Annotated in this window: 17 protein-coding genes; 8 read left to right on the plus strand and 9 right to left on the minus strand. The window is 76.2% G+C overall.

Translation table 11 applies throughout. The annotated features are described in order from the left end of the window. Positions 1-36 precede the first annotated feature (36 nt). Positions 37-1,311, minus strand: coding sequence for a cysteine--1-D-myo-inosityl 2-amino-2-deoxy-alpha-D-glucopyranoside ligase (gene mshC, locus ACZ4MO_RS16765; protein WP_175009777.1), 1,275 nt, complete (start codon positions 1,309-1,311; stop codon positions 37-39). Between the two features lie 119 nt (positions 1,312-1,430). Between mshC and ACZ4MO_RS16770 the strand changes: the two genes are divergently transcribed. Beyond that, entirely contained in the window at positions 1,431-2,564 is a 1,134-nt protein-coding gene (locus tag ACZ4MO_RS16770) for a CorA family divalent cation transporter (RefSeq protein WP_175009778.1), read from the plus strand. A 57-nt stretch (positions 2,565-2,621) separates the two neighbouring features. On the opposite strand, the gene ACZ4MO_RS16775 is transcribed toward ACZ4MO_RS16770, so the two are convergent. Continuing rightward, positions 2,622-3,497: an undecaprenyl-diphosphate phosphatase gene (locus ACZ4MO_RS16775; RefSeq protein WP_175009779.1), complete on the minus strand. Its 876-nt coding sequence runs from the start codon at positions 3,495-3,497 to the stop codon at positions 2,622-2,624. 143 nt (positions 3,498-3,640) lie between these two features. Between ACZ4MO_RS16775 and ACZ4MO_RS16780 the strand changes: the two genes are divergently transcribed. Then, the gene (locus ACZ4MO_RS16780; protein WP_175009780.1) at positions 3,641-4,609 is read left to right on the plus strand and encodes an aldo/keto reductase; all 969 of its coding nucleotides are present in this window, start codon (positions 3,641-3,643) and stop codon (positions 4,607-4,609) included. Positions 4,610-4,640: 31 nt separating this feature from the next. Here the strand turns inward: ACZ4MO_RS16780 and ACZ4MO_RS16785 are convergent, their stop codons facing one another. Beyond that, positions 4,641-4,967, minus strand: coding sequence for a primosomal protein (locus tag ACZ4MO_RS16785; RefSeq protein ID WP_175009781.1), 327 nt, complete (start codon positions 4,965-4,967; stop codon positions 4,641-4,643). Positions 4,968-5,068: 101 nt separating this feature from the next. Here ACZ4MO_RS16785 and ACZ4MO_RS16790 point away from each other — a divergent pair, with 101 nt between their 5' ends. Both ACZ4MO_RS16790 and ACZ4MO_RS16795 read left to right on the plus strand, forming a co-directional pair. Further along, positions 5,069-5,302 carry a DUF5703 family protein gene (locus tag ACZ4MO_RS16790; protein ID WP_009861400.1) on the plus strand — a complete coding sequence of 78 codons (234 nt, stop codon included), beginning with the start codon at positions 5,069-5,071 and terminating at the stop codon, positions 5,300-5,302. Between the two features lie 40 nt (positions 5,303-5,342). Then, a complete protein-coding gene (locus tag ACZ4MO_RS16795; RefSeq protein WP_175009782.1) occupies positions 5,343-6,191 on the plus strand; it encodes a fructosamine kinase family protein in 849 nt (282 codons plus the stop codon). A gap of 18 nt (positions 6,192-6,209) precedes the next feature. On the opposite strand, the gene ACZ4MO_RS16800 is transcribed toward ACZ4MO_RS16795, so the two are convergent. The 3 genes from ACZ4MO_RS16800 to ACZ4MO_RS16810 form a co-directional block, all read right to left on the minus strand. Next, complete coding sequence (locus ACZ4MO_RS16800) at positions 6,210-7,583, minus strand: M20/M25/M40 family metallo-hydrolase (protein WP_175009783.1); 1,374 nt, start codon at positions 7,581-7,583, stop codon at positions 6,210-6,212. 142 nt (positions 7,584-7,725) lie between these two features. Beyond that, positions 7,726-9,426 carry a multicopper oxidase domain-containing protein gene (locus tag ACZ4MO_RS16805; protein ID WP_175009784.1) on the minus strand — a complete coding sequence of 567 codons (1,701 nt, stop codon included), beginning with the start codon at positions 9,424-9,426 and terminating at the stop codon, positions 7,726-7,728. A 118-nt stretch (positions 9,427-9,544) separates the two neighbouring features. Further along, positions 9,545-9,919 carry a hypothetical protein gene (locus ACZ4MO_RS16810; RefSeq protein WP_175009785.1) on the minus strand — a complete coding sequence of 125 codons (375 nt, stop codon included), beginning with the start codon at positions 9,917-9,919 and terminating at the stop codon, positions 9,545-9,547. A 271-nt stretch (positions 9,920-10,190) separates the two neighbouring features. Here ACZ4MO_RS16810 and ACZ4MO_RS16815 point away from each other — a divergent pair, with 271 nt between their 5' ends. Beyond that, positions 10,191-11,525, plus strand: a complete 1,335-nt coding sequence (locus ACZ4MO_RS16815) for a sensor histidine kinase (RefSeq protein WP_209829820.1) — start codon at positions 10,191-10,193, stop codon at positions 11,523-11,525. Further along, positions 11,522-12,238, plus strand: a complete 717-nt coding sequence (locus ACZ4MO_RS16820) for a response regulator (RefSeq protein ID WP_175009787.1) — start codon at positions 11,522-11,524, stop codon at positions 12,236-12,238. The genes ACZ4MO_RS16815 and ACZ4MO_RS16820 overlap by 4 nt, the downstream gene beginning before the upstream one ends. A gap of 79 nt (positions 12,239-12,317) precedes the next feature. Here ACZ4MO_RS16820 and ACZ4MO_RS16825 read toward each other — a convergent pair whose 3' ends face one another. The 3 genes from ACZ4MO_RS16825 to ald all read right to left on the minus strand — a co-directional run bounded on the left by ACZ4MO_RS16825 (position 12,318) and on the right by ald (position 16,389). Further along, positions 12,318-14,459 (minus strand): M3 family metallopeptidase, encoded by a 2,142-nt coding sequence (locus tag ACZ4MO_RS16825; protein WP_209829819.1) that lies wholly within the window; start codon positions 14,457-14,459, stop codon positions 12,318-12,320. 77 nt (positions 14,460-14,536) lie between these two features. Then, complete coding sequence (locus ACZ4MO_RS16830; RefSeq protein WP_175009789.1) at positions 14,537-15,172, minus strand: GNAT family N-acetyltransferase; 636 nt, start codon at positions 15,170-15,172, stop codon at positions 14,537-14,539. Positions 15,173-15,273: 101 nt separating this feature from the next. Continuing rightward, the gene (gene ald, locus ACZ4MO_RS16835) at positions 15,274-16,389 is read right to left on the minus strand and encodes an alanine dehydrogenase (protein WP_175009790.1); all 1,116 of its coding nucleotides are present in this window, start codon (positions 16,387-16,389) and stop codon (positions 15,274-15,276) included. 108 nt (positions 16,390-16,497) lie between these two features. Between ald and ACZ4MO_RS16840 the strand changes: the two genes are divergently transcribed. Both ACZ4MO_RS16840 and ACZ4MO_RS16845 read left to right on the plus strand, forming a co-directional pair. Then, entirely contained in the window at positions 16,498-17,901 is a 1,404-nt protein-coding gene (locus ACZ4MO_RS16840; RefSeq protein WP_175009791.1) for an amino acid permease, read from the plus strand. Positions 17,902-17,969: 68 nt separating this feature from the next. Further along, positions 17,970-18,272, plus strand: a complete 303-nt coding sequence (locus ACZ4MO_RS16845; RefSeq protein ID WP_081896040.1) for a DUF1905 domain-containing protein — start codon at positions 17,970-17,972, stop codon at positions 18,270-18,272. Positions 18,273-18,302: the final 30 nt, after the last annotated feature.

Here is an 18,302-nt window from a genome sequence, read left to right on the forward strand (position 1 = left end):
CCGCGGGGCGGGTGCGTCAGCGCGCGGGGCGGCTCGTCAGAGCCGGACGCCCAGCAGCGCGTTCACCGCGCGTGCGACGACGCCCGGGGCGCCCTCCTCGTCGCGCGACGTGTCACGTCCGGGGCGCAGCGACTCCGCGGCCCAGGCGTCCACCGCGGCGAGCGCCGTCGGGGCGTCGAGGTCGTCGGCGAGCGCCGCGCGCACGGCCGCGAGCGTCGCGGTCGCGTCCGGGCCGCCGTTGCCGGACACGGCGTCGCGCCACGTCTCGAGACGTCGCGCGCCCGCGGGCAGGTCGTCGTCGGTCCACTCCCACTCACCGCGGTAGTGGTGGGCGAGCAGCGCGAGACGGATCGCCATCGGGTCGACGCCCGTGGCCCGCAGGTTCGACACGAGCACGAGGTTGCCGCGCGACTTGCTCATCTTCTCGCCCTCGTACGCGACGAGGCCGGCGTGCACGTGCGCGCGGGGCGCACCGCCGCCGGTGAGCATGCGGTCGTGCGACGACGACATCTCGTGGTGCGGGAACAGCAGGTCCGCTCCCCCGCCCTGCACGTCGAACGGCAGGCCGAGCCCGTCGCGCGAGATGACCGCGCACTCCACGTGCCAGCCGGGCCGGCCGGTGCCGAGCGCGCCGCCGTCCCACGCGGGCTCGCCCGGCCGCTCGCGGCGCCACAGCAGCGGGTCGAGCACGTCCTTCTTGCCCTCGCGGTCGGGGTCGCCGCCGCGCTCGGCGAAGAGGTGCTCCATGACGTCGCGCGCGAGGCGCGAGACCGACCCGAACGCGCGGTCGGCCGAGAGGTCGGCGTACACGTCGCCCAGGCCGGGGTCGGTACCGCCCGCACCGGGCTCGACCGGGACGCGGTACGCGAGGCCCGCGTCGAGGAGCTGGGTCACCGCGTCGACGACGGCGGGGATCGTCTCCACCGCGCCCTCGTAGACGTCGGGCGGGACGACGCCGAGCGCCGTCATGTCCTCGGCGAACAGCGCGGTCTGCTCGACGGCGAGCGCGCGCCAGTCGACGCCGGTCGCGGCGGCGCGCTCCAGCAGGGGGTCGTCGACGTCGGTGACGTTCGACGCGTACCGCACGCGGTGCCCCGCGTCCGTCCACGCGCGCACGAGCAGGTCGAACGCGACGTAGGTCGCGGCGTGACCGATGTGCGTCGCGTCGTAGGGCGTGATGCCGCACACGTACAGGGTGGCGTCCTCGCCCGCGGCGGCGACGACGAGCTCACGGGTCGACGAGTCGTGCACCCGGACCGGGAGGCCTCGTCCGGGGAGCTCGGGGATCTGCGGGGCGGGCCAGCTGTGCACGCGTCAACCTTAGCCGTCGGGGCGCGGGCGTCGGACCGCCGTCCGGCACGCGGGCCGCGCGCGAGGCCGTGCCGGACGGCGACCGGGCAGGTCCGTGCGAGGCGCGGGACAATGCGGACGTGACGAACCCCACCGAGCCGCGGACGAGCGCGCCGCCCGACGGCGCACCCGCACCGGCGTCCCGACGACCGACCGTGCGCGCCGTCGCGGCGTGGACGGTCGCGCCCGGGGCGGACGGCGTGCACCCGGCCGACCCTGCCGCCCTGGCGGCGGCCGGCGCCCCGGCCCCCGGCTCCCCCACGACGGACGCCCGCCCGGGCGACGACACCGCCGCGGGCGGCCAGGACGACCGGCGCGCGGCCCGTGCCACGGTGACGTGGGCGCGCCTGGAGGACCTCGACGCGGTGCTCGACGCCGCCGCGCAGGTCGCGTCCGGGTCCGGCCCGACGTGGCGGGGCCTCGCGCGGCGCGACGGTCACCCCCTGGCTCACGTGCACCGCGTCGCGGCGGACTGGCTCCTCCTGGTGACGCCGACGGCGTGGTTCACCGAGGCGGACCGCCAGGTGCACACGGGCCAGTTCGCCGCGCTCCTCGGTCCGGGGCTCGTCCTCACGGCCGAGGAGGGCGACGCGGACGTGCACGCGCTCATGCTCGACAAGCTCGGCGCGCCCGGCGACCCCCACGGCTCGCCCGTCCAGCGGATCGTCTCGGCCGCCGTGCTGGCGATCGTCGGCGGCGCCTCGGACGTCGAGCTGGGCCTGGGCGACGCCGTCGCCGACACCGAGCGCGTGGTGTTCGACCAGCAGCGCGAGGACCCGGTCGAGCGCATCTACGACCTCAAGCGCGAGATCACCGAGGCAAGGCGCGCCCTCATGCCCGTCACGGCGGAGCTGCCCGAGCTCCTCGACCCCGACGTCCCCGACCACCTCGGGGTGAACCGGCGCATCCTCGAGCGCGTCGTGACGACGGTGGAGCGGATCGACCGGCACCTCGACGCGCACGACGACCTGCTCTCGGACATGCTCCAGGTCCACATGACCCAGGTCTCGGTGCGTCAGAACGAGGACATGCGCAAGATCTCGGCGTGGGCGGCGATCCTCGTGTACCCGACGATCGTCGCGGGCGTGTACGGGATGAACTTCCGCACCATGCCGGAGCTGCACTGGGCGTTCGGCTACCCCTTCGCGCTCGCCCTCATGGCGGGCGGCTGCGTCGTGCTCTACCGCGTCTTCAAGCGCGCCGGCTGGCTCTGAACCGGTCGGCGGCACGGGGCGCGCCGCCGCGACGGCCAGGTCGTCTGCCGGCGCGGCTCACGGGGTCGAGACGGTCGTCCCGCCCGGCTCCAGCACGCCGACGAGCAGGAGCAGCACGACGAGCGCCGCGAGCGCGAGACGGTAGACCACGAACGGCGTGTAGCTGAAGGTCGAGACGATCTTGAGGAACGCGATGATGACGAAGTACCCGACGACGAACGCGACGAGCGTCGCGATGAGGGTCGCCCCGGCGCCGGGGGCCCCGGGCGCCGGCTCGTCCGCGGACTTGAAGAGCTGGTAGAAGCCCGAGCCCATGACGGCGGGGATCGCGAGGAGGAACGAGTAGCGTGCCGCCGCCTCGCGCGTGAAGCCCATGAGCAGGCCCGCGGTGATCGTGCCGCCCGAGCGCGAGACGCCCGGGACGAGCGCGAGCGCCTGGGCGAACCCGAACGCGACCGCCTGCCCGGCCGAGAGCTCGCGCAGCGTGCGGCGCTTGGCGCCGACCCGGTCGGCCCAGCCGAGCAGCAGCGCGAACACGGCGAGCATGAGGGCCGTGAGGTAGAGGTTGCGGAACGTGTTCTCGATCGCGTCCTGGAACAGCAGGCCGAGCAGCACGATGGGCACGGAGCCGAGCGCGATGTACCAGGCCATCGCCGCGTCGTGGTCGTGCCGGCCGAGCCGCGCCCGCCAGTCCGTGCCGTGGTCGCCGCGCACGGATCGCCACCAGGCGGCGCAGATGCGCGCGATGTCCCGACGGAAGTAGAGCAGCACCGCCGTCTCGGTCCCGATCTGCGTGATCGCCGTGAAGGCGGCGCCCGGGTCCTGCGACCCGATCAGCTCGCCGACGATGCGCAGGTGGGCGCTCGACGAGATCGGGAGGAACTCGGTCAGGCCCTGGACGAGGCCGAGGAGGACGGCTTCCCACGCGTTCACGAGCGGTCACGATACCCGCTCGGGCGCGCGGCGGGGCGCGCGCGTGACGCCCCGCCGCCGAGCGGGTGAACCTGGGCCGACCCGGTCCCCGACCGCGCGCCCCGACGGTCGCCCGCAGTCCCCCGCCGGTACCCTCGGCAACCATGGAGAACCGCCACCTCGGCAGCACCGGCCTGCGCGTGTCCGAGCTCGGGCTCGGCACCATGACGTGGGCCCGGGACACGGACGAGCTCGACGCGGCCGAGCAGCTGCGGGACTTCGTCGACGCCGGCGGCACCCTCGTCGACACGGCCGCCTCCTACGCCGACGGCGACGCCGAGTCGCTCCTCGGGTCGCTCCTCGGCGCGAAGGTCGACCGGCGCGACGTCCTGCTGTGCACCAAGGCGGGGGTGCGCCACACGCCCTCCGGCCCGGTCGTCGACGCGTCCCGCGGCGCGCTCCTCGACTCGCTCGACGACTCGCTCGCGCGCCTGGGCACCGACCACGTCGACCTGTTCCTCGTGCACGCCCCCGACCCGCGCACGCCGTTCACCGAGACGCTGTCCGCGCTGCGCCACGCGGTGACGTCCGGGCGCGCGCGCTACGTCGGGCTGTCGAACCACCCGGCGTGGGCGACCGCGCGTGCCGCGACCCTGCTCGGCGGGACCGACGACGTCGGCCTCGCCGCCGTCCAGCTCGAGTACTCGCTGCTCCAGCGCGGCGCCGAGCGCGAGGTCGTCCCGGCCGCCGAGTCGCTCGGCCTCGGCCTGCTCGCGTGGTCGCCGCTCGGGCGCGGCGTCCTCACCGGCAAGTACCGGCGCTCGCTCCCCGCCGACTCGCGCGGCGCGTCGCCGCACCTCGCCGGGTTCGTCGAGCCCTACCTCGACCAGGCGTCGTCGGGGATCGTCGAGGCCGTCGTCACCGCCGCGGAGGGCCTGGGCCGAGCGCCGCTCGACGTCGCGCTGTCCTGGCTCCTGGGGCGCCCCGCCGTCGCGAGCGCGGTGGTCGGTGCGCGCACCCCGGCGCAGCTGCGCACGTCGCTCGCCGCGACCGACCTCGTGCTGCCCGACGCGGTGCGTGCGGCGCTCGACGACGTGAGCGCGCTCGACGTCGGCTACCCCGAGCGGTGGTGACCCCGCCCGGCTCTCGAAGGTCTAGGGCCGCTCAGCGCGCGCCGTCGGTCTCGAGCTCGCCGGACAGGACGTCGTCCTCGAGCGTGTCGTCGAGGTCGTCGTCGAGCGCGTCCTCGTCCTCCTCCGCGTCGTCGTCCTCGTCGTCCTCGTCGTCGTCCTCCTCCGCGAGGTAGAACGGCGTCGCCTCCCCGTGCACCTGCCCCAGCGCCTCGTCGTACACCTCGAAGGCGTCCCCGAGGACGTAGTAGGCGTCGTCGACCGCGGGGTCGTCCTCCCCGCGACGTGCGGCGACGGCGTTGTAGTGGGCTTCGAGCGCGGCGATGAACCGGTCGAGCGCGGCACGCGGGTCAGCGGTCATACCCTGACCGTAGCGCCGAGAGGGGCACAATGGCACTCGTTGGCCGGGTCGGTCCCACGACCCGGCCCGCGACCGAGTCAGGCGAGAGAGGACGGTGGCACGTGGAGGAGAGGCCGACGTCACGCCGGAGGTCCGGATGGGCCGCGCACGGCGGGCAGTACGAGTACCGCGTCCTGACGATCGACCGCTCCACGAGCCGGTCGGACGCGAGCAGGCTCCTCACCGACGAGGCGGAGTACGGGCGCTGGGAGCTGGCCCGCACGCGGCTGTACGTCGGGGGCGAGCGCCGCGTCTGGCTGCGGCGCAAGATCATCCGGGTCAGCTCCACCCTGTGAGCACGGGATCCCGTGAGCACGATCCGGTGGGCACAGCCGGGTGAGCGGCGAGAACGAGGAGGCGCGGGACGTCTTCACGAAGTCGCGCGCCGAGGCCCCGGCGGGGTTCTTCCGGTGCGAGGCCGCCGGGCTGGCGTGGCTCGACGTCCCCGGCGGCCCCCGCGTCGCCCGGGTGCTCGACGTCGGCCCCGACCACCTGGACCTGGAGCGCGTCCCGACGACGGCGCCGACCCGCGAGGCGGCCCGGTCGTTCGGGCGGGCGCTCGCCGTCGTGCACGACGCCGGGGCGCCGACCTGGGGCGCGGCCCCACCCGGGTGGTCGGGCGAGGCGTTCTTCGGCCCGCTCGACGACCCGCTGCCGCTGCCCACGGGTGCGTGGCCGGACTGGCCGACGTTCTACGCCGAGGCGCGCCTCCTCCCGGTCGCGCGGCAGGGCCGCGACCGGGGCGTGCTCGACGCCGAGGACGCGCGGCTGCTCGAGCGCCTCGCCGAGCGCCTGCCCGACCTCGCCCGCCCCGCGCTCGACGACGCGCCCGCGCGCGTGCACGGTGACCTGTGGTCGGGCAACGTGCTGTGGGCACCCCGCCGTCCCGGTCCCGGGGGTGGGCCCGACCACGGCACGTCCGGCGCCGTCGAGGCGGTGCTCATCGACCCGGCCGCGCACGGCGGGCACCGCGAGGCCGACCTCGCGATGCTCGCGCTGTTCGGCACGCCGTTCCTCGACGAGGTCCTCGCCGGGTACGACGCCGCGCACCCGCTCGCGCGCGGGTGGCGCCACCGCGTCGCCCTGCACCAGGTGTACCCGGTCGCGGTGCACGCCGTGCTGTTCGGCGGCGGCTACCGCGCGCAGCTGCGCTCCTCCGTCCGGGCGCTGCTCGGCGAGACCTGACCGCGCGACGCCCGCCGGTCAGCAGGTGCGCAGCAGCCGGTCCAGGACGCGCACGCCGAACCGCAGCGAGTCCACGGGCACGCGCTCGTCGACGCCGTGGAACATGCCGGCGAAGTCGAGGTCCGCGGGCAGGCGCAGCGGGGCGAAGCCGTAGCCCGTGATCCCGAGCCGGGCCAGCGACTTGTTGTCCGTGCCGCCGGACAGCGTGTACGGCAGCACCGTCGCCTCCGGGTCCTCCGCGAGCAGCGAGTCGACCATCGCGTCCACGAGGTCGCCCTCGAACGGCACCTCGAGCGCGATGTCGCGGTGGATCTCCTCGACCCGCACGTGCTCGCCCGCGAGCGCGCGGAGCGTCGCGAAGCCGTCGTCCTCGTGGCCCGGCAGGAGGCGCGCGTCGATCGCCGCCTCGGCACGTCCGGGGATGACGTTCGCCTTGTAGCCCGCGGAGAGCTGCGTCGGGTTCGACGTGTGCCGCACCGTGGCGCCGACGAACCGCGACGCCGGTCCCAGCGCGGCCACGAGGGCCTCGATCGACCGGGAGTCCTCGGGGTCGTAGCGCAGGCCCGTGAGGTCCGCGACGCCGCGCAGCAGCTTGTCGACCGTCGGCGTGAGCGTGTTCGGCCAGTGGTGCGTCCCGATGCGCGCGACCGCCTCGGCGAGCCGCGTCACCGCGTTGTCGTCGTTCACCTGCGACCCGTGCCCGGCGCGACCCTCCGCGACGAGGCGCAGCCAGGCGATGCCCTTCTCCGCCGTCTGGAGCAGGTAGGCGCGCCGACCCCCGACCTCCACCGAGAACCCGCCGACCTCGCTGATCGCCTCGGTCGCGCCCTCGAACAGCTCGGGCCGGTGGTCGACGGCGTAGCGCGCCCCGTAGGCGCCGCCCGCCTCCTCGTCCGCGAAGAACGCGACGACGACGTCGCGCGCGGGCTTGCGGCCCTCGCGCACCATCTGGCGCACGACCGCGAGGATCATCGCGTCCATGTCCTTCATGTCGACGGCGCCGCGCCCCCACAGCAGGCCGTCGATCTCCTCGCCCGCGAACGGGTCCACCGACCAGTCGTCCGCCTGCGCGGGGACGACGTCGAGGTGACCGTGGAGCACGAGCGCCGGGCGCGTGGGATCCGCGCCCTCGAGCCGCACGACGACGCTCGCCCGGCCGGGCTCCGACTCGAACAGCTCCGGCTCGAGCCCGACCTCGTGCAGCAGCCCCATGACGTACTCCGCGGCGGCCCGCTCCCCCGGGCCCGACCCGTCGCCGAAGTTCGACGTGTCGATGCGCAGCAGCTCGCGGCAGATCCGCACGACCTCGTCCTCGGCGCGGGGCACCGGGCCGGGGGTCGCGTCGGTCGCCGCGGGGGCGCTGGCCAGGGAGTCCGGGTGCGGGGCGGTCATGAGCGACACGCTACCCGCCGCCGTCGGGCGCGCGGACCGCCCCGCCCGACGTCCCGCATCCCGGACGCGCCGTCGCCCGCCGGCCACACGGTCACGGCTCGCGCCCCGGGGCGGACGGCGACCCCTGCGCGACCCAGGTGGGTCAGTGACCGCCGTGCGGGTCGGGGTCGAGGCGGCGGGGTCCCGTGCCGTCGCCGGGGAGCGCGTCGCGGTCGTGCTCGGGGTGGACGCCACCGCCGGGGGCGGCGATGCGCGAGGGCGCCTGCTCGCCCGGGGCGACGACGACGAGCTGGCCCATCATGCCGCGGTCCTCGTGCGTGAGCAGGTGGCAGTGGAACATGAAGGGGGTCGTCGGGTCGGTCGTGCCCTCGGCGGCGTCGAACCGCACGAGGAGGCGCGTCACGCGGCCCGGCTGGACGTAGACCGTGTCCTGCCAGCCGGCGAGGTCCGGCCCCGGCGGTTCGCCGGCGACGTCGAGGACGCGGAACCGGACGTCGTGCACGTGGAAGTTGTGAGGGGTGTCGTCGAGACCGGTGACCTCCCAGATCTCGGTCTCGCCGACGGTGACGACCTCGTCGATGCGGGACATGTCCATCGACCGCCCGTTGATCGCGGTCCCGGCGAGCTGGAAGCGGCGCGTGCGGACGGCGTCGGGCTCGTGGAGCACGTCTGCGGGGTCGGTGGCCCCGAGCGCCTCGGGGACGGCCGGGCTCGGCGCGAGTGCGACGGCGGCGCGCAGCTCCAGCAGGTCGAAGGTGTCGTCGCCGCCCGAGAACCGCTCGAACAGCGGGTTCACGCCGAGCTCGGGCGGGAAGCTGCGCAGGACGGCGCGCTGCCCGGGCGTCATCGTCACGACGACCTCGGCGCGGTCGCCCGGAGAGAGCCGCACCCGCTCGACGGTCCGCGGTGCCGGGAGCAGGCCGCCGTCGGTGCCGACGAGCTGGACCGTCCCGCCGTCGGCGAGGCCGACGTCGTAGACGCGCGAGTCGGAGCCGTTGAGCAGGCGGAGCCGGACGCGCTCGGTCGTGACGTCGAGGTAGGGGCCCGGGGTGCCGTTGACGAGGATCGTGTCGCCGAGCGTGCCGACGGGCGACAGGAACGACACCGCGTCGTCGAGCCGGCCGTCGGCACCAAAGCGCTTGTCCTGAAGGATCACCGGGACGTCGTCGACGCCGTACTCGTGGGGCAGGTCGGCGGCCGGGCCCTCGGCTCCGGCAGGTTCGTCGAGGAGGAACATCCCGGCGAGGCCGCGGTACACCTGGTCCGCCGTCCGGCCGTGCAGGTGCGGGTGGTACCAGAGCGTCGCGGCGGGCTGGTCGACCGTCCACGTGGGCGACCACGTCTCGCCGGGCTCGACCATCTGGTGCGGGCCGCCGTCCATCACGGGCGGCAGGTGCATCCCGTGCCAGTGCAGCGTCGTCGTCTCGTCGAGCCCGTTCGTCACGTCGACGCGCACCCGCTCCCCGCGCACGGCTCGCAGCGTCGGCCCGAGGTGGTCGCCGTTCAGGCCGATCGTCGGCGTGGGCGCGGACGCGCCGAGGTCCGCGACGCCCGCTCGCGCCTCCAGCGCGAAGACGCGCACGCCGTCCTCCATGCGCGATTCCGCGAGCGGCGGGACGGCGAGGGGACGCGTGAACTCCACGGCGCCGACCGTGCTGGTCGCCGCGCGCGCCCACGCGACGCCGAGGACGGCGACGACCGCCCCGACGAGCAGGACCGCGAGGAACCCGAGCACCAGCAGGGCACGGGCGAGCGGACCACGGCGCCGACGAGGGAGACCGCCCGGCGGACCGGCGGGCACCGGTGGGACGGCGGGACGCGGGTGGGTGTTCGTGGCCGTCATCGGTCTCTCCCGGGGGGCGGTCGGCGGGGTGGTGCGGTGCGGTGCGGTGCGGTGGGGTGGGGTGGGGGGCGACGGTCGGCGACGGGTCCGAGGGACCGGGAGCGCGTGGCCCGGCCTCTCAGCGCCGCCGGACCGCGAGGACGCCGAGCGCCACGGCACCAGCGAACGCGCCCCAGAGCGCGTTGGTCAGCAGCACGGGGACGATCGCCACGGGACGGGCGACGGGGCCCTGGAGCTCCCCCGTGAGCACGGGCGACAGCACGGCGCTGAGGACGATCGCCAGCATCCCGTAGACCAGACCGACCGCGACGCCGGTCGCGAGCGGGTGCGCCGGGCGGGCGACGACGATCGCGGCGACCCACACGACGGTGAGGACGAGCGTCACCAGGAGCGGCGCGGCGGGACGACCGATCGCGCCGTCGACGCCGAGGACCATGAGGAGCGGGCGCACGAGCGCGAGCGCACCGAGCCCGAGGACGAGCGGCCAGCTCAACGAGCGGACGGTCTCACCGAGAGTCGGACGAGGAGCCGGGTCGGGCGGGACGGGCGGGACGGGCGGGCGCCGGCGGTCCGGTGCGGGACCAGGAGACGTGTTCATGTCCCCGACGCTACGGAGCGCGGCAGGTCCGCCGCGTCCGCCCTGGCGCCCGACCTGGTGCGCCGTCGCGCGGCCCTGGCGTACGCGTCTCGACGTAGCCGACCCCGAGACGTCCCCGCCCCTCGGCGGACGCGGCCACGAAGGGTCCTTCCTAGACTCGGTGGACGTGGCACCCCTCGAACCGCCGCGGGAGCGGACCGACGACGACCCGGCCCGGCCGCGCGCGTCACGGTCGGCGCCGCCCTCGTGGCTCGTCGACGCGCTGCTGGGGTTCGCGGTGTTCGACGTCGTCGCGTTCGCCATCGCGGCCGACGTCGGCGGCACGGGCGCGGACCCGTGGGCCGCGTACCCGCTCGCCCTGCTGCTCGGGTCGCTCGTGCTCGGCCGGCGCCGTTTCCCGGTCGGCGTCCTCGTCGCGACGGCGCTCGTCATCTGCGCCTACTACACGCTCGACCTGCCCGCGATCGGCCTGGCGCTGCCGGTGTCCGTCGCGCTCTACTCGGCCGCCGCCGCAGGTCGCCTCGGGTGGGCGGTCGGGGTCGCGTCCGCGCTCGTCGTCGTCTCGACGTCCTTCCGGCTCGCCGAGGGCGACGACGTCCGGTACGTGGTCGGCTACGAGCTCGCGACCACCGTGGCGCTCATGGCCGCGGCGATCGCGCTCGGGCACGGGTCCTTCGCGCGGCGCGGGCGCGACGAGCAGCGACGGCACGCCGACGCGTTGCGCGAGCAGACGCTCCGGCTCGAGGCGGCGGACCGCCTCGCGCGGGACCGCGAGGACGTCGCGCGCGACCTGCACGACGTCGTCGGGCACCACCTCGCCGTCGTGTCCCTGCACGCGCACGTCGCGGGCGAGGCGCTGGACGATCTCGCCTCTGCCTGCCCCGACGACGGCCACGGAGCCGCGCTCGTCACCGCACGGGCGGAGCTCGGCCTCGTCCGCACCGCGACCTCGGCCGCGCTCACGGACCTGCGGGCCACGGTCCGCGCGCTGCGCGCGACGCCCGGGTCCGAGGGCGTCGCCGAGCAGGCGCGGCTCGACCGGCTCGGTGACCTCGCGCACACGGCCCGCGCCGCGGGTCTGGACGTGACGCTCGACGTCGACCTGCCCGACGGGGCGGTGGACGGGACGGCCGCGGGCGCGGCGGTGTACCGCGTCGTCCAGGAAGGGCTCACCAACGTGCTGCGCCACGCGGGCGCGCGGGTCGCGGTCGTGCGCGTGGCGCTGGAGCCTTCCACCGGCGCGTCGGGCGACGTGCTCGTCGCCGAGGTGCGCGACGACGGCCACGGCGTGCGGGGGGCGGCGGGCGCTCCGGTCCGCGGCGGGTTCGGGCTCCGGGGCCTGCGCGAGCGCGTCGCGGTGCTGGGCGGCACGGTCGAGACCTCCTCGCCCGACGGCGGCGGTTTCCGTCTGCGCGCGCGCGTCCCCGTGGCACCGGGCGCTCCGGCGCACGCTACGGGCGCCACGTCGAGCCCTCGGCTCCCGGGCGGGGGCGCCCCGTGATCCGTGTCGTGCTGGTCGACGACCAGCCCCTCGTGCGGACGGGCATCCGCGCGCTCCTCGAGCGCGCGGACGACGTCGAGGTCGTCAGCGAGGCCGCGGACGGCCGGGAGGGCGTCGCGATCGTCCGCCGCACCCGGCCCGACGTCGTCCTCATGGACCTCCAGATGCCCGTGCTCGACGGGATCGCGGCCACGCGCCAGATCGCCGGAGCCACCGTCCACCCGGTGCTCCCGGGCGGTGCGACGGGCACGGACGACCGCCCGACCCGGCCGCGCGTCGTCGTCCTCACGACGTTCGACGACGACGCGAACCTCTTCGCCGCGCTGCGGGCCGGGGCCTCGGGCTTCCTGCTCAAGGACGCGAGCCCGGACGAGCTGCGCGCGGCCGTGCGCACGGCCGCCGCGGGCGACGCTCTGCTCTCCCCCACGGTGACGGCACGGGTCGTCGCGCAGGCCGTCGACGCCGGGCGACGAGACGACGCTCTCGTCGCCGCGGTCGCCGCCCGTCTCACGGACCGCGAGCGCGAGGTGCTCGCACACGTCGGGCGGGGGCTGACCAACGACGAGATCGGTGCGGCGCTGTCGATGAGCCCGGCGACCGCCCGCACGCACGTGGGCCGCGTGCTCGCCAAGCTGGGCGTGCGGGACCGGGCGGGTCTCGTCGTCGTCGCCTACGAGACCGGCCTGGTCCGCCCGGGCACCTCGCCGACGTAGCCGCGAGGTCCGCGAGGTGGAGGCGGCGTCAGGACCACGCCTCCACCTCGCGGTACCGGGCTCTCTCCCGCGTCCCGGGTCAGGCGTCGAGGCCGCGGCGCGCGAGGAGCGGCGCGATGTCGGCGTCGCGGCCGCGGAGCTCACGGAACGACTGCAGCGGGTCCTGCGAGCCGCCGCGCGCGAGCAGCACGCGGCGGAAGCGCTCGCCGTTCTCGCGCGACAGGCCGCCGTTCTCGCGGTACCACTCGACCGTGTCGGCGTCGAGGACCTCGGACCAGATGTAGGAGTAGTACCCCGCCGCGTACCCGCCCCCGAACACGTGGTTGTAGTACGTCGTGCGGTAGCGCGGCGGGACGGGCGCGAACGCGACGCCCGCGGCCTCGAGCGCGGCGGCCTCGAACGGCACGACGTCGGCCTCCGACGCCGGGACGCGGTCGGGCCCGACCTGGTGCCAGGCCTGGTCGAGCAGCGCCGCGGCGAGGTACTCGGTCGTGCCGAAGCCCTCGTTGAACTGGCGCGAGGCGAGCATCGTGTCGACCCACTCGGCGGGCATCGGCTCGCCCGTGACGTGGTGCACCGCGTAGGAGCGCAGGACCGACGGCTCCCACGCCCACATCTCGTTGACCTGCGAGGGGTACTCGACGAAGTCGCGCGGCACCTCGGTGCCGGACTGCGACGGGTAGCGCACGTCGGAGAACAGGCCGTGCAGCGCGTGCCCGAACTCGTGGAAGAGCGTGATGACCTCGTCCCACACGAGCAGCGTGGGCTGGCCTGCCGGCGGCTTGACGATGTTGAGGTTGTTGACGACGACCGGCTTCTGCCCGAGCAGGTGGTTCTGGTCGACGAGGTTGTTCATCCAGGCGCCGCCGCGCTTGGACTCGCGCGTGTACCAGTCGGCGAGGAACAGCCCCAGGCCCTGGCCCGGCTCCCCCGGCGTCTCGGCGTCGAACACCTCGAAGATGCGCACGTCCGGGTGGTACCCGACGAGGTCGCGGCGCTCGGCGAAGGAGATGCCGAACAGGCGGTTCGCGGCCAGGAACACGCCGTCGTGCACGACGCGCTCGAGCTCGAGGTACGGGCGCAGCAGCGCGTCGTCGAGCGCGTAGCGGTCCTTGCGCACGCGCTCGGCGTAGAACGACCAGTCGGACGCGCGCAGCGTCGCGCCCGGCTCGTCGGCCCGCAGCGCCGTCTCGAGGTCGGCCGCCTCGCGGCGCGCGTTCGCGACGGCGGCGGGAGCGAGCCGCGCGAGCATCGCGTTCACGGCCTCGGTCGTCTTGGCGGTCGCGTCCTCCGCGACGTACGCGGCGTGGTGCTCGTAGCCGAGCAGGCGCGCCCGCTCGGCGCGCAGGCGCACGGTCTCCAGCACGATCTCGCGCGTGTCGTGGTCGTCGCCGGTCGCACCGCGCGACTCCGACGCCTGCTGCACGCGCTCGCGCACGTCGCGGCGCGCGAGCGAGGCGAGGACGCCCTGCTGGGTGGGGAGCTGCATCTCCAGCAGCCACGCGCCCTCGTGCCCGCGCGCGGCGGCGGCCGCCGCCGCGCCCGCGACGGCGTCCTCGGCCAGGCCGTCGAGCTCCGCACGGTCGGTGACGAGCACGCTCGCGGCGTTCGCGCCCGCGAGCAGCTTGCGGCCGAACGCGGCCTCGAGCGTGGTCAGGCGGCCGTTGAGCGCACGCAGGCGCTCCTGCTGCTCGGCGTCGAGCTCCACGCCCGAGCGGCGGAACCGGACGAGCAGCGTGCGGAGCAGCCACGCGGCGTCGGGCTCGAGGGTCTGCTCGCCGGCGTCCACCGCGTCCTGGAGCGCGCGGGCGCGGGCGTAGAGGCGCGCGTCCATGTAGATCGCGTCGTGGTGCGCCGCGAGCTCGGGCGCGAACTCCTCCTCGATCTGCTCCAGGCCCGGCGTCGCGTCGGCCGAGAGCTGGTTGTAGAACGCGTTGAGCACGCGCGCGAGGTCGCGGCCCGACCGCTCGAGCGCCTCGAGCACGCTCGCGGCGGTGGGCGGCGCGTCGTCGGTCGCGATCGCCTCGATCGCCGCGCGCTGCGCGGCCGTCGCGGCCCGCAGCGCCGGGAGGTAGTGCTCCTCACGGATCGCGTCGTAGTCGGGCAGCTCGTACGGCAGCACCGACGGCGCCGCGAACGGGTTGGCGGGGTCGAGGTCGAGGAGGGCCGGCGCGGTGGTGGGCGCGGGCGCGTCGGCGCGCGTCGTGGGCTCGGAGGTCATGGTGCCCATCTTGACCCCGCGTACGGGTACGACGGAAACGGACACCCCGCCGCCCGGGAGCACGGTGCGGTACGGCGTCAGGCCGCGCGGCCCGACGACGGCGCGTCCGCCGGCCACGGCTCCGCCGGCTCGCGCGGGTCGTCGGGCAGGAGCGTGCCGAGCCACGCGTCGCGTCGCTCGCCGCGCTGCAGCGCGAAGCCGCGCACCGTGCCCTCGACCCGGAAGCCCAGGCGCCACGCGGTCCGGCGCGAGGGCCAGTTGCCGACGTACGCCTGCCAGAAGAGCCGCGCGAGACCCGCCCCCTCGGGGTCGAACGCCCAGTCGACGACGAGGCGGCCCGCGGTCGTCATGAGACCGCGGCCCCGGGCGCCGGGGGCGGTCCAGTAGCCGATCTCGGCCGACCGCCGGCCCTCGGGCGCGTCGTCGAGGCTGAGGCCGATCATGCCGAGGAGCGGGCTCACGCCGTCGGGGCCGGGGATGCCCGAGCGGCCCGCGCTCTCGCGCACGCCCCACGTGAGGACGTCCCCGCGCTCCCACCCGGGACCGACGTACTCCTGCACGAACTGCACCGCGTCCGCGCGCGTGTACGGCGACGGCACCACCGTCCACGCGGCGACGTCCGGGTCCTGGCACGCGGCCGTGATCGCGTCGACGTCGTCGAGGGTCGGGGTGGACAGGTGGACGCGGCCGTCGTCGAGGGCGAAGGGGTGCACCCGCCCGAGCCTGGCACGCGGTGCCGCGCGGCGTCACCCGGACTCGCCGCCCGGGTGATCGCAGCGACGGCCGCTCTCGACCGTGCCCGGACCCGCGTGGGTCACCGGCGCAGGGCGTCCTCCACGGGCGTCCACGGCAGGTCGTGCGCGGCGGCCACGGCCGCGTTGAGCAGCGCGCCGCGGTGGGTGGACGCCCCCGACCGCAGGAGTGGGACCTCCCGCAGCGCGTCGACCCCGCCGTCCGCGAGCGCCGCGAGGTACGGGAGCGTCGCGCTGGTCAGCGCGAGCGTGCTCGTCACGGGGACCGCGCCGGGCATGTTCGCGACGCAGTAGAACGTGGTGCCGTGGACGGCGAAGGTCGGGTCGTCGTGGGTCGTGGGCCGCGACCCCTCGAAGCACCCGCCCTGGTCCACGGCGACGTCCACGAGCACGGCGCCGGGCCGCATCCGCGCGACGAGGTCGTCGGTGACGAGGCGCGGGGCGCGCGCCCCGGCGACGAGCACGGCGCCGACGACGAGGTCGGCCTCCAGCACCTCGCGCTCGATCGCGTACGCGCTCGACACCACGGTGCGCACGTGCCCGGAGAACTCTCGGTCGACGGCGCGCAGCACGGGCAGCGCGAGGTCGACCACCGTGACCTCGGCGCGCATGCCCACGGCGATCTCGGCGGCGTGGCGCCCCGCGGTGCCGCCCCCGAGCACGACGACCCGGCCGGGTCGCGTCCCGGGCACGCCGCCGAGCAGGACGCCGCGGCCGCCTGCCGGGCGCTGGAGGAGCCACGCGCCGACCTGGGTCGCCATGCGTCCGGCGACCTCGCTCATGGGCGCCAGGAGCGGGAGGGTGCCGTCCGGGGCCTGGGCGGTCTCGTAGGCGACGGCGGTGGTGCCGGCGTCGAGCAGGGCGCGCGTGCACGCCGCGTCGGCGGCGAGGTGGAGGTAGGCGAAGAGCAGCAGGTCGTCGCGCAGGAAGCGGTGCTCGCTCGCGACCGGCTCCTTGACCTTGCAGACGAGCTCCGCCTCGCCCCAGACCTCCTCGGCGGTCGGCACGATGCGCGCTCCCGCGCTCTCGAACTCCGCGTCGGGCAGGTGGGAGCCGGTCCCGGCCCCGGACTGGACGAGCACGTCGTGCCCGGCCCGCACGAGGTGGTGCGCGCCGGCGGGGGTGAGCGCGACGCGGTCCTCGTGGTTCTTGACCTCGGTGGGTATCCCGATCCTCATGGTCCAGTGTGGCCGCAGGCGGCCGTCGTGCGCAGGGTGGCAGGATCTTGTGCCTGCGTGTCCTGACTGCCACTCGTCCGGCCCCGCCGTCGTTGCCAGGGTGGGCGGGTGGACCCGACGACCTCCCGCACGACGACCCGCCCCGCCCCGACGGGCGGCCCGCCCTCCCGCTCCGGACGGGATCTGCTCACCAGCCCGCTCGACTCCGCCCCGGCCCCGGCCCCGACCCCGGCGGGCACGCTGGGCCTCGCGCGCGGCAGCGCGCTGTACGTCGCGAGCGTCCTCGGGACCGGCGTCCTCGCCCTGCCGGGCCTCGCGACGCGCGTCGCCGGGCCTGCGTCCGTGCTCGCCGTCGCGCTCGTCCTCGTGGCGAGCGTGCCGCTCGCGGGGACGTTCGCCGCGCTCGCCGCACGGCACCCGGACCGGGGCGGGGTCGCGAGCGCCGTGCGCGCGGCGCTCGGCCCGACGGCGGCCCGCGCCACCGGGTACTGGTTCTTCCTCGGCGTGTGCGCGGGCGTCCCCGTCGTCGCGGTGCTCGGGGCCGAGTACGTCGTCGCCGTCGTCGGGGCGGACCGCGACGTCGTCCCGGTCGTGGCGGTCGCGCTGGTCGTCGTGCCGGCGCTCGCCGTCGCGCTCGGCGTGCGTGTGGCCGGCGCCGTCCAGCTCGGCCTGACGACGCTCCTGCTCGCGGCCGTCTTCGTGGTCGTCGCAGCGGCGGCGCCGGCGGCGAGCGCCGAGCGCTTCACGCCGTTCCTCAGCGAGGGGTGGTCCGGCGTGGGCGCGGCCGTGAGCCTGTTCGTGTGGGCGTTCGCCGGGTGGGAGGTCGGTACGCACGTCTCGGCCGACTTCCGCGACCCCCGGCGCACGATCCCCGCCGCGACGGGCGTGGCGCTCGTGGTGGTGGGCGTCGCGTACCTCGCACTCCAGGTCACGACCGTCGGAGTGCTCGGGACCGGCGCGGGGACGGGGACGGTCGCGCTCCTCGACCTCGCGCGCGTGGGCGCGCCCGCCGCGGGCCCGGTGCTCGTGGGCGTCGTCGCCGCGGTCGTCACGTCCGGGGTGCTCACCGCCTACCTCGCCGCGTTCGCGAACCTCGGGCAGGCGCTCGCCCGGGACGGCGACCTCCCGCGCCCGCTCGCCGCGCTCTCGGGCCGTGCGGGGGTCCCGCGCCGCGCGCTGGCCGTCACGCTCGCGCTCGCGACGGGCTACCTCGCGGTGCTCGTCGCCACGGGGCTCGACCTCGAGCCGTTCGTCCGGGTCCACACGAGCAGCATGGTGGCCGTCTACGCGCTGGGCATGGTGGCGGCGCTGCGCCTGCTCCCCCGACGCTCTCCCGGCTGGTGGCTCGCCGCGGTCGCGACGGCCCTGACGGCGGTGCTGCTGCTCCTCGCGGGGGCGTCGCTCGTCGCACCGGCGCTGCTCGCCGCGGCCGCGGTCGTGGTGACGCTCGTCCGCCGCGGCGCCGGGCGCGCACGAGCCGACGGCCGGTCGGCCGGGCCCGAGGCCGGCTGACCGGGCCGCGCGGAAATCGCCCGGGCGGCCCGTTCCCCGCGTCCGCGCTCTCCGCTACGGTCGACGCCATGCCCACGTGGACGGACCCCGGCCCGGTGGAGTTCGACGCCGTGGTGGTCGCCGCCGGGACACGGTCGGGAGCGTTCGTCGCGCTCCCCGTCGACGTCCTCGACCTGTTCGGGACGCGCGGCCGGGTCCCCGTGCTCGCGGCGGTCGACGACGTGGCGTACCACGCGTCCCTCGTCGCCTACGGCGGCCCGCACCTGCTCGCCGTGCTGCGGTCCGTGCGAGCCGCGACCGGCAAGGACGTCGGGGACACCGTGCACGTCTCGGTCCGGCTCGACGCGGGGGTCTCCGCCGTCCCGCGGTGATCCCGGTCCCTGCCGCCCGGGCAAGGACGG

This window comes from Sphaerisporangium cinnabarinum, assembly GCF_055567015.1.

Coding starts and splice junctions, on each gene's coding strand:
- ACZ4MO_RS16805 (WP_175009784.1), bottom strand. CDS start 9,426: ATGACGGCCACGAACACCCACCCGCGTCCCGCCGTCCCACCGGTGCCC.
- ACZ4MO_RS16800 (WP_175009783.1), bottom strand. CDS start 7,583: ATGACCGCCCCGCACCCGGACTCCCTGGCCAGCGCCCCCGCGGCGACC.
- ACZ4MO_RS16780 (WP_175009780.1), top strand. CDS start 3,641: ATGGAGAACCGCCACCTCGGCAGCACCGGCCTGCGCGTGTCCGAGCTC.
- ACZ4MO_RS16845 (WP_081896040.1), top strand. CDS start 17,970: ATGCCCACGTGGACGGACCCCGGCCCGGTGGAGTTCGACGCCGTGGTG.
- ACZ4MO_RS16785 (WP_175009781.1), bottom strand. CDS start 4,967: ATGACCGCTGACCCGCGTGCCGCGCTCGACCGGTTCATCGCCGCGCTC.
- ald (WP_175009790.1), bottom strand. CDS start 16,389: ATGAGGATCGGGATACCCACCGAGGTCAAGAACCACGAGGACCGCGTC.
- ACZ4MO_RS16825 (WP_209829819.1), bottom strand. CDS start 14,459: ATGACCTCCGAGCCCACGACGCGCGCCGACGCGCCCGCGCCCACCACC.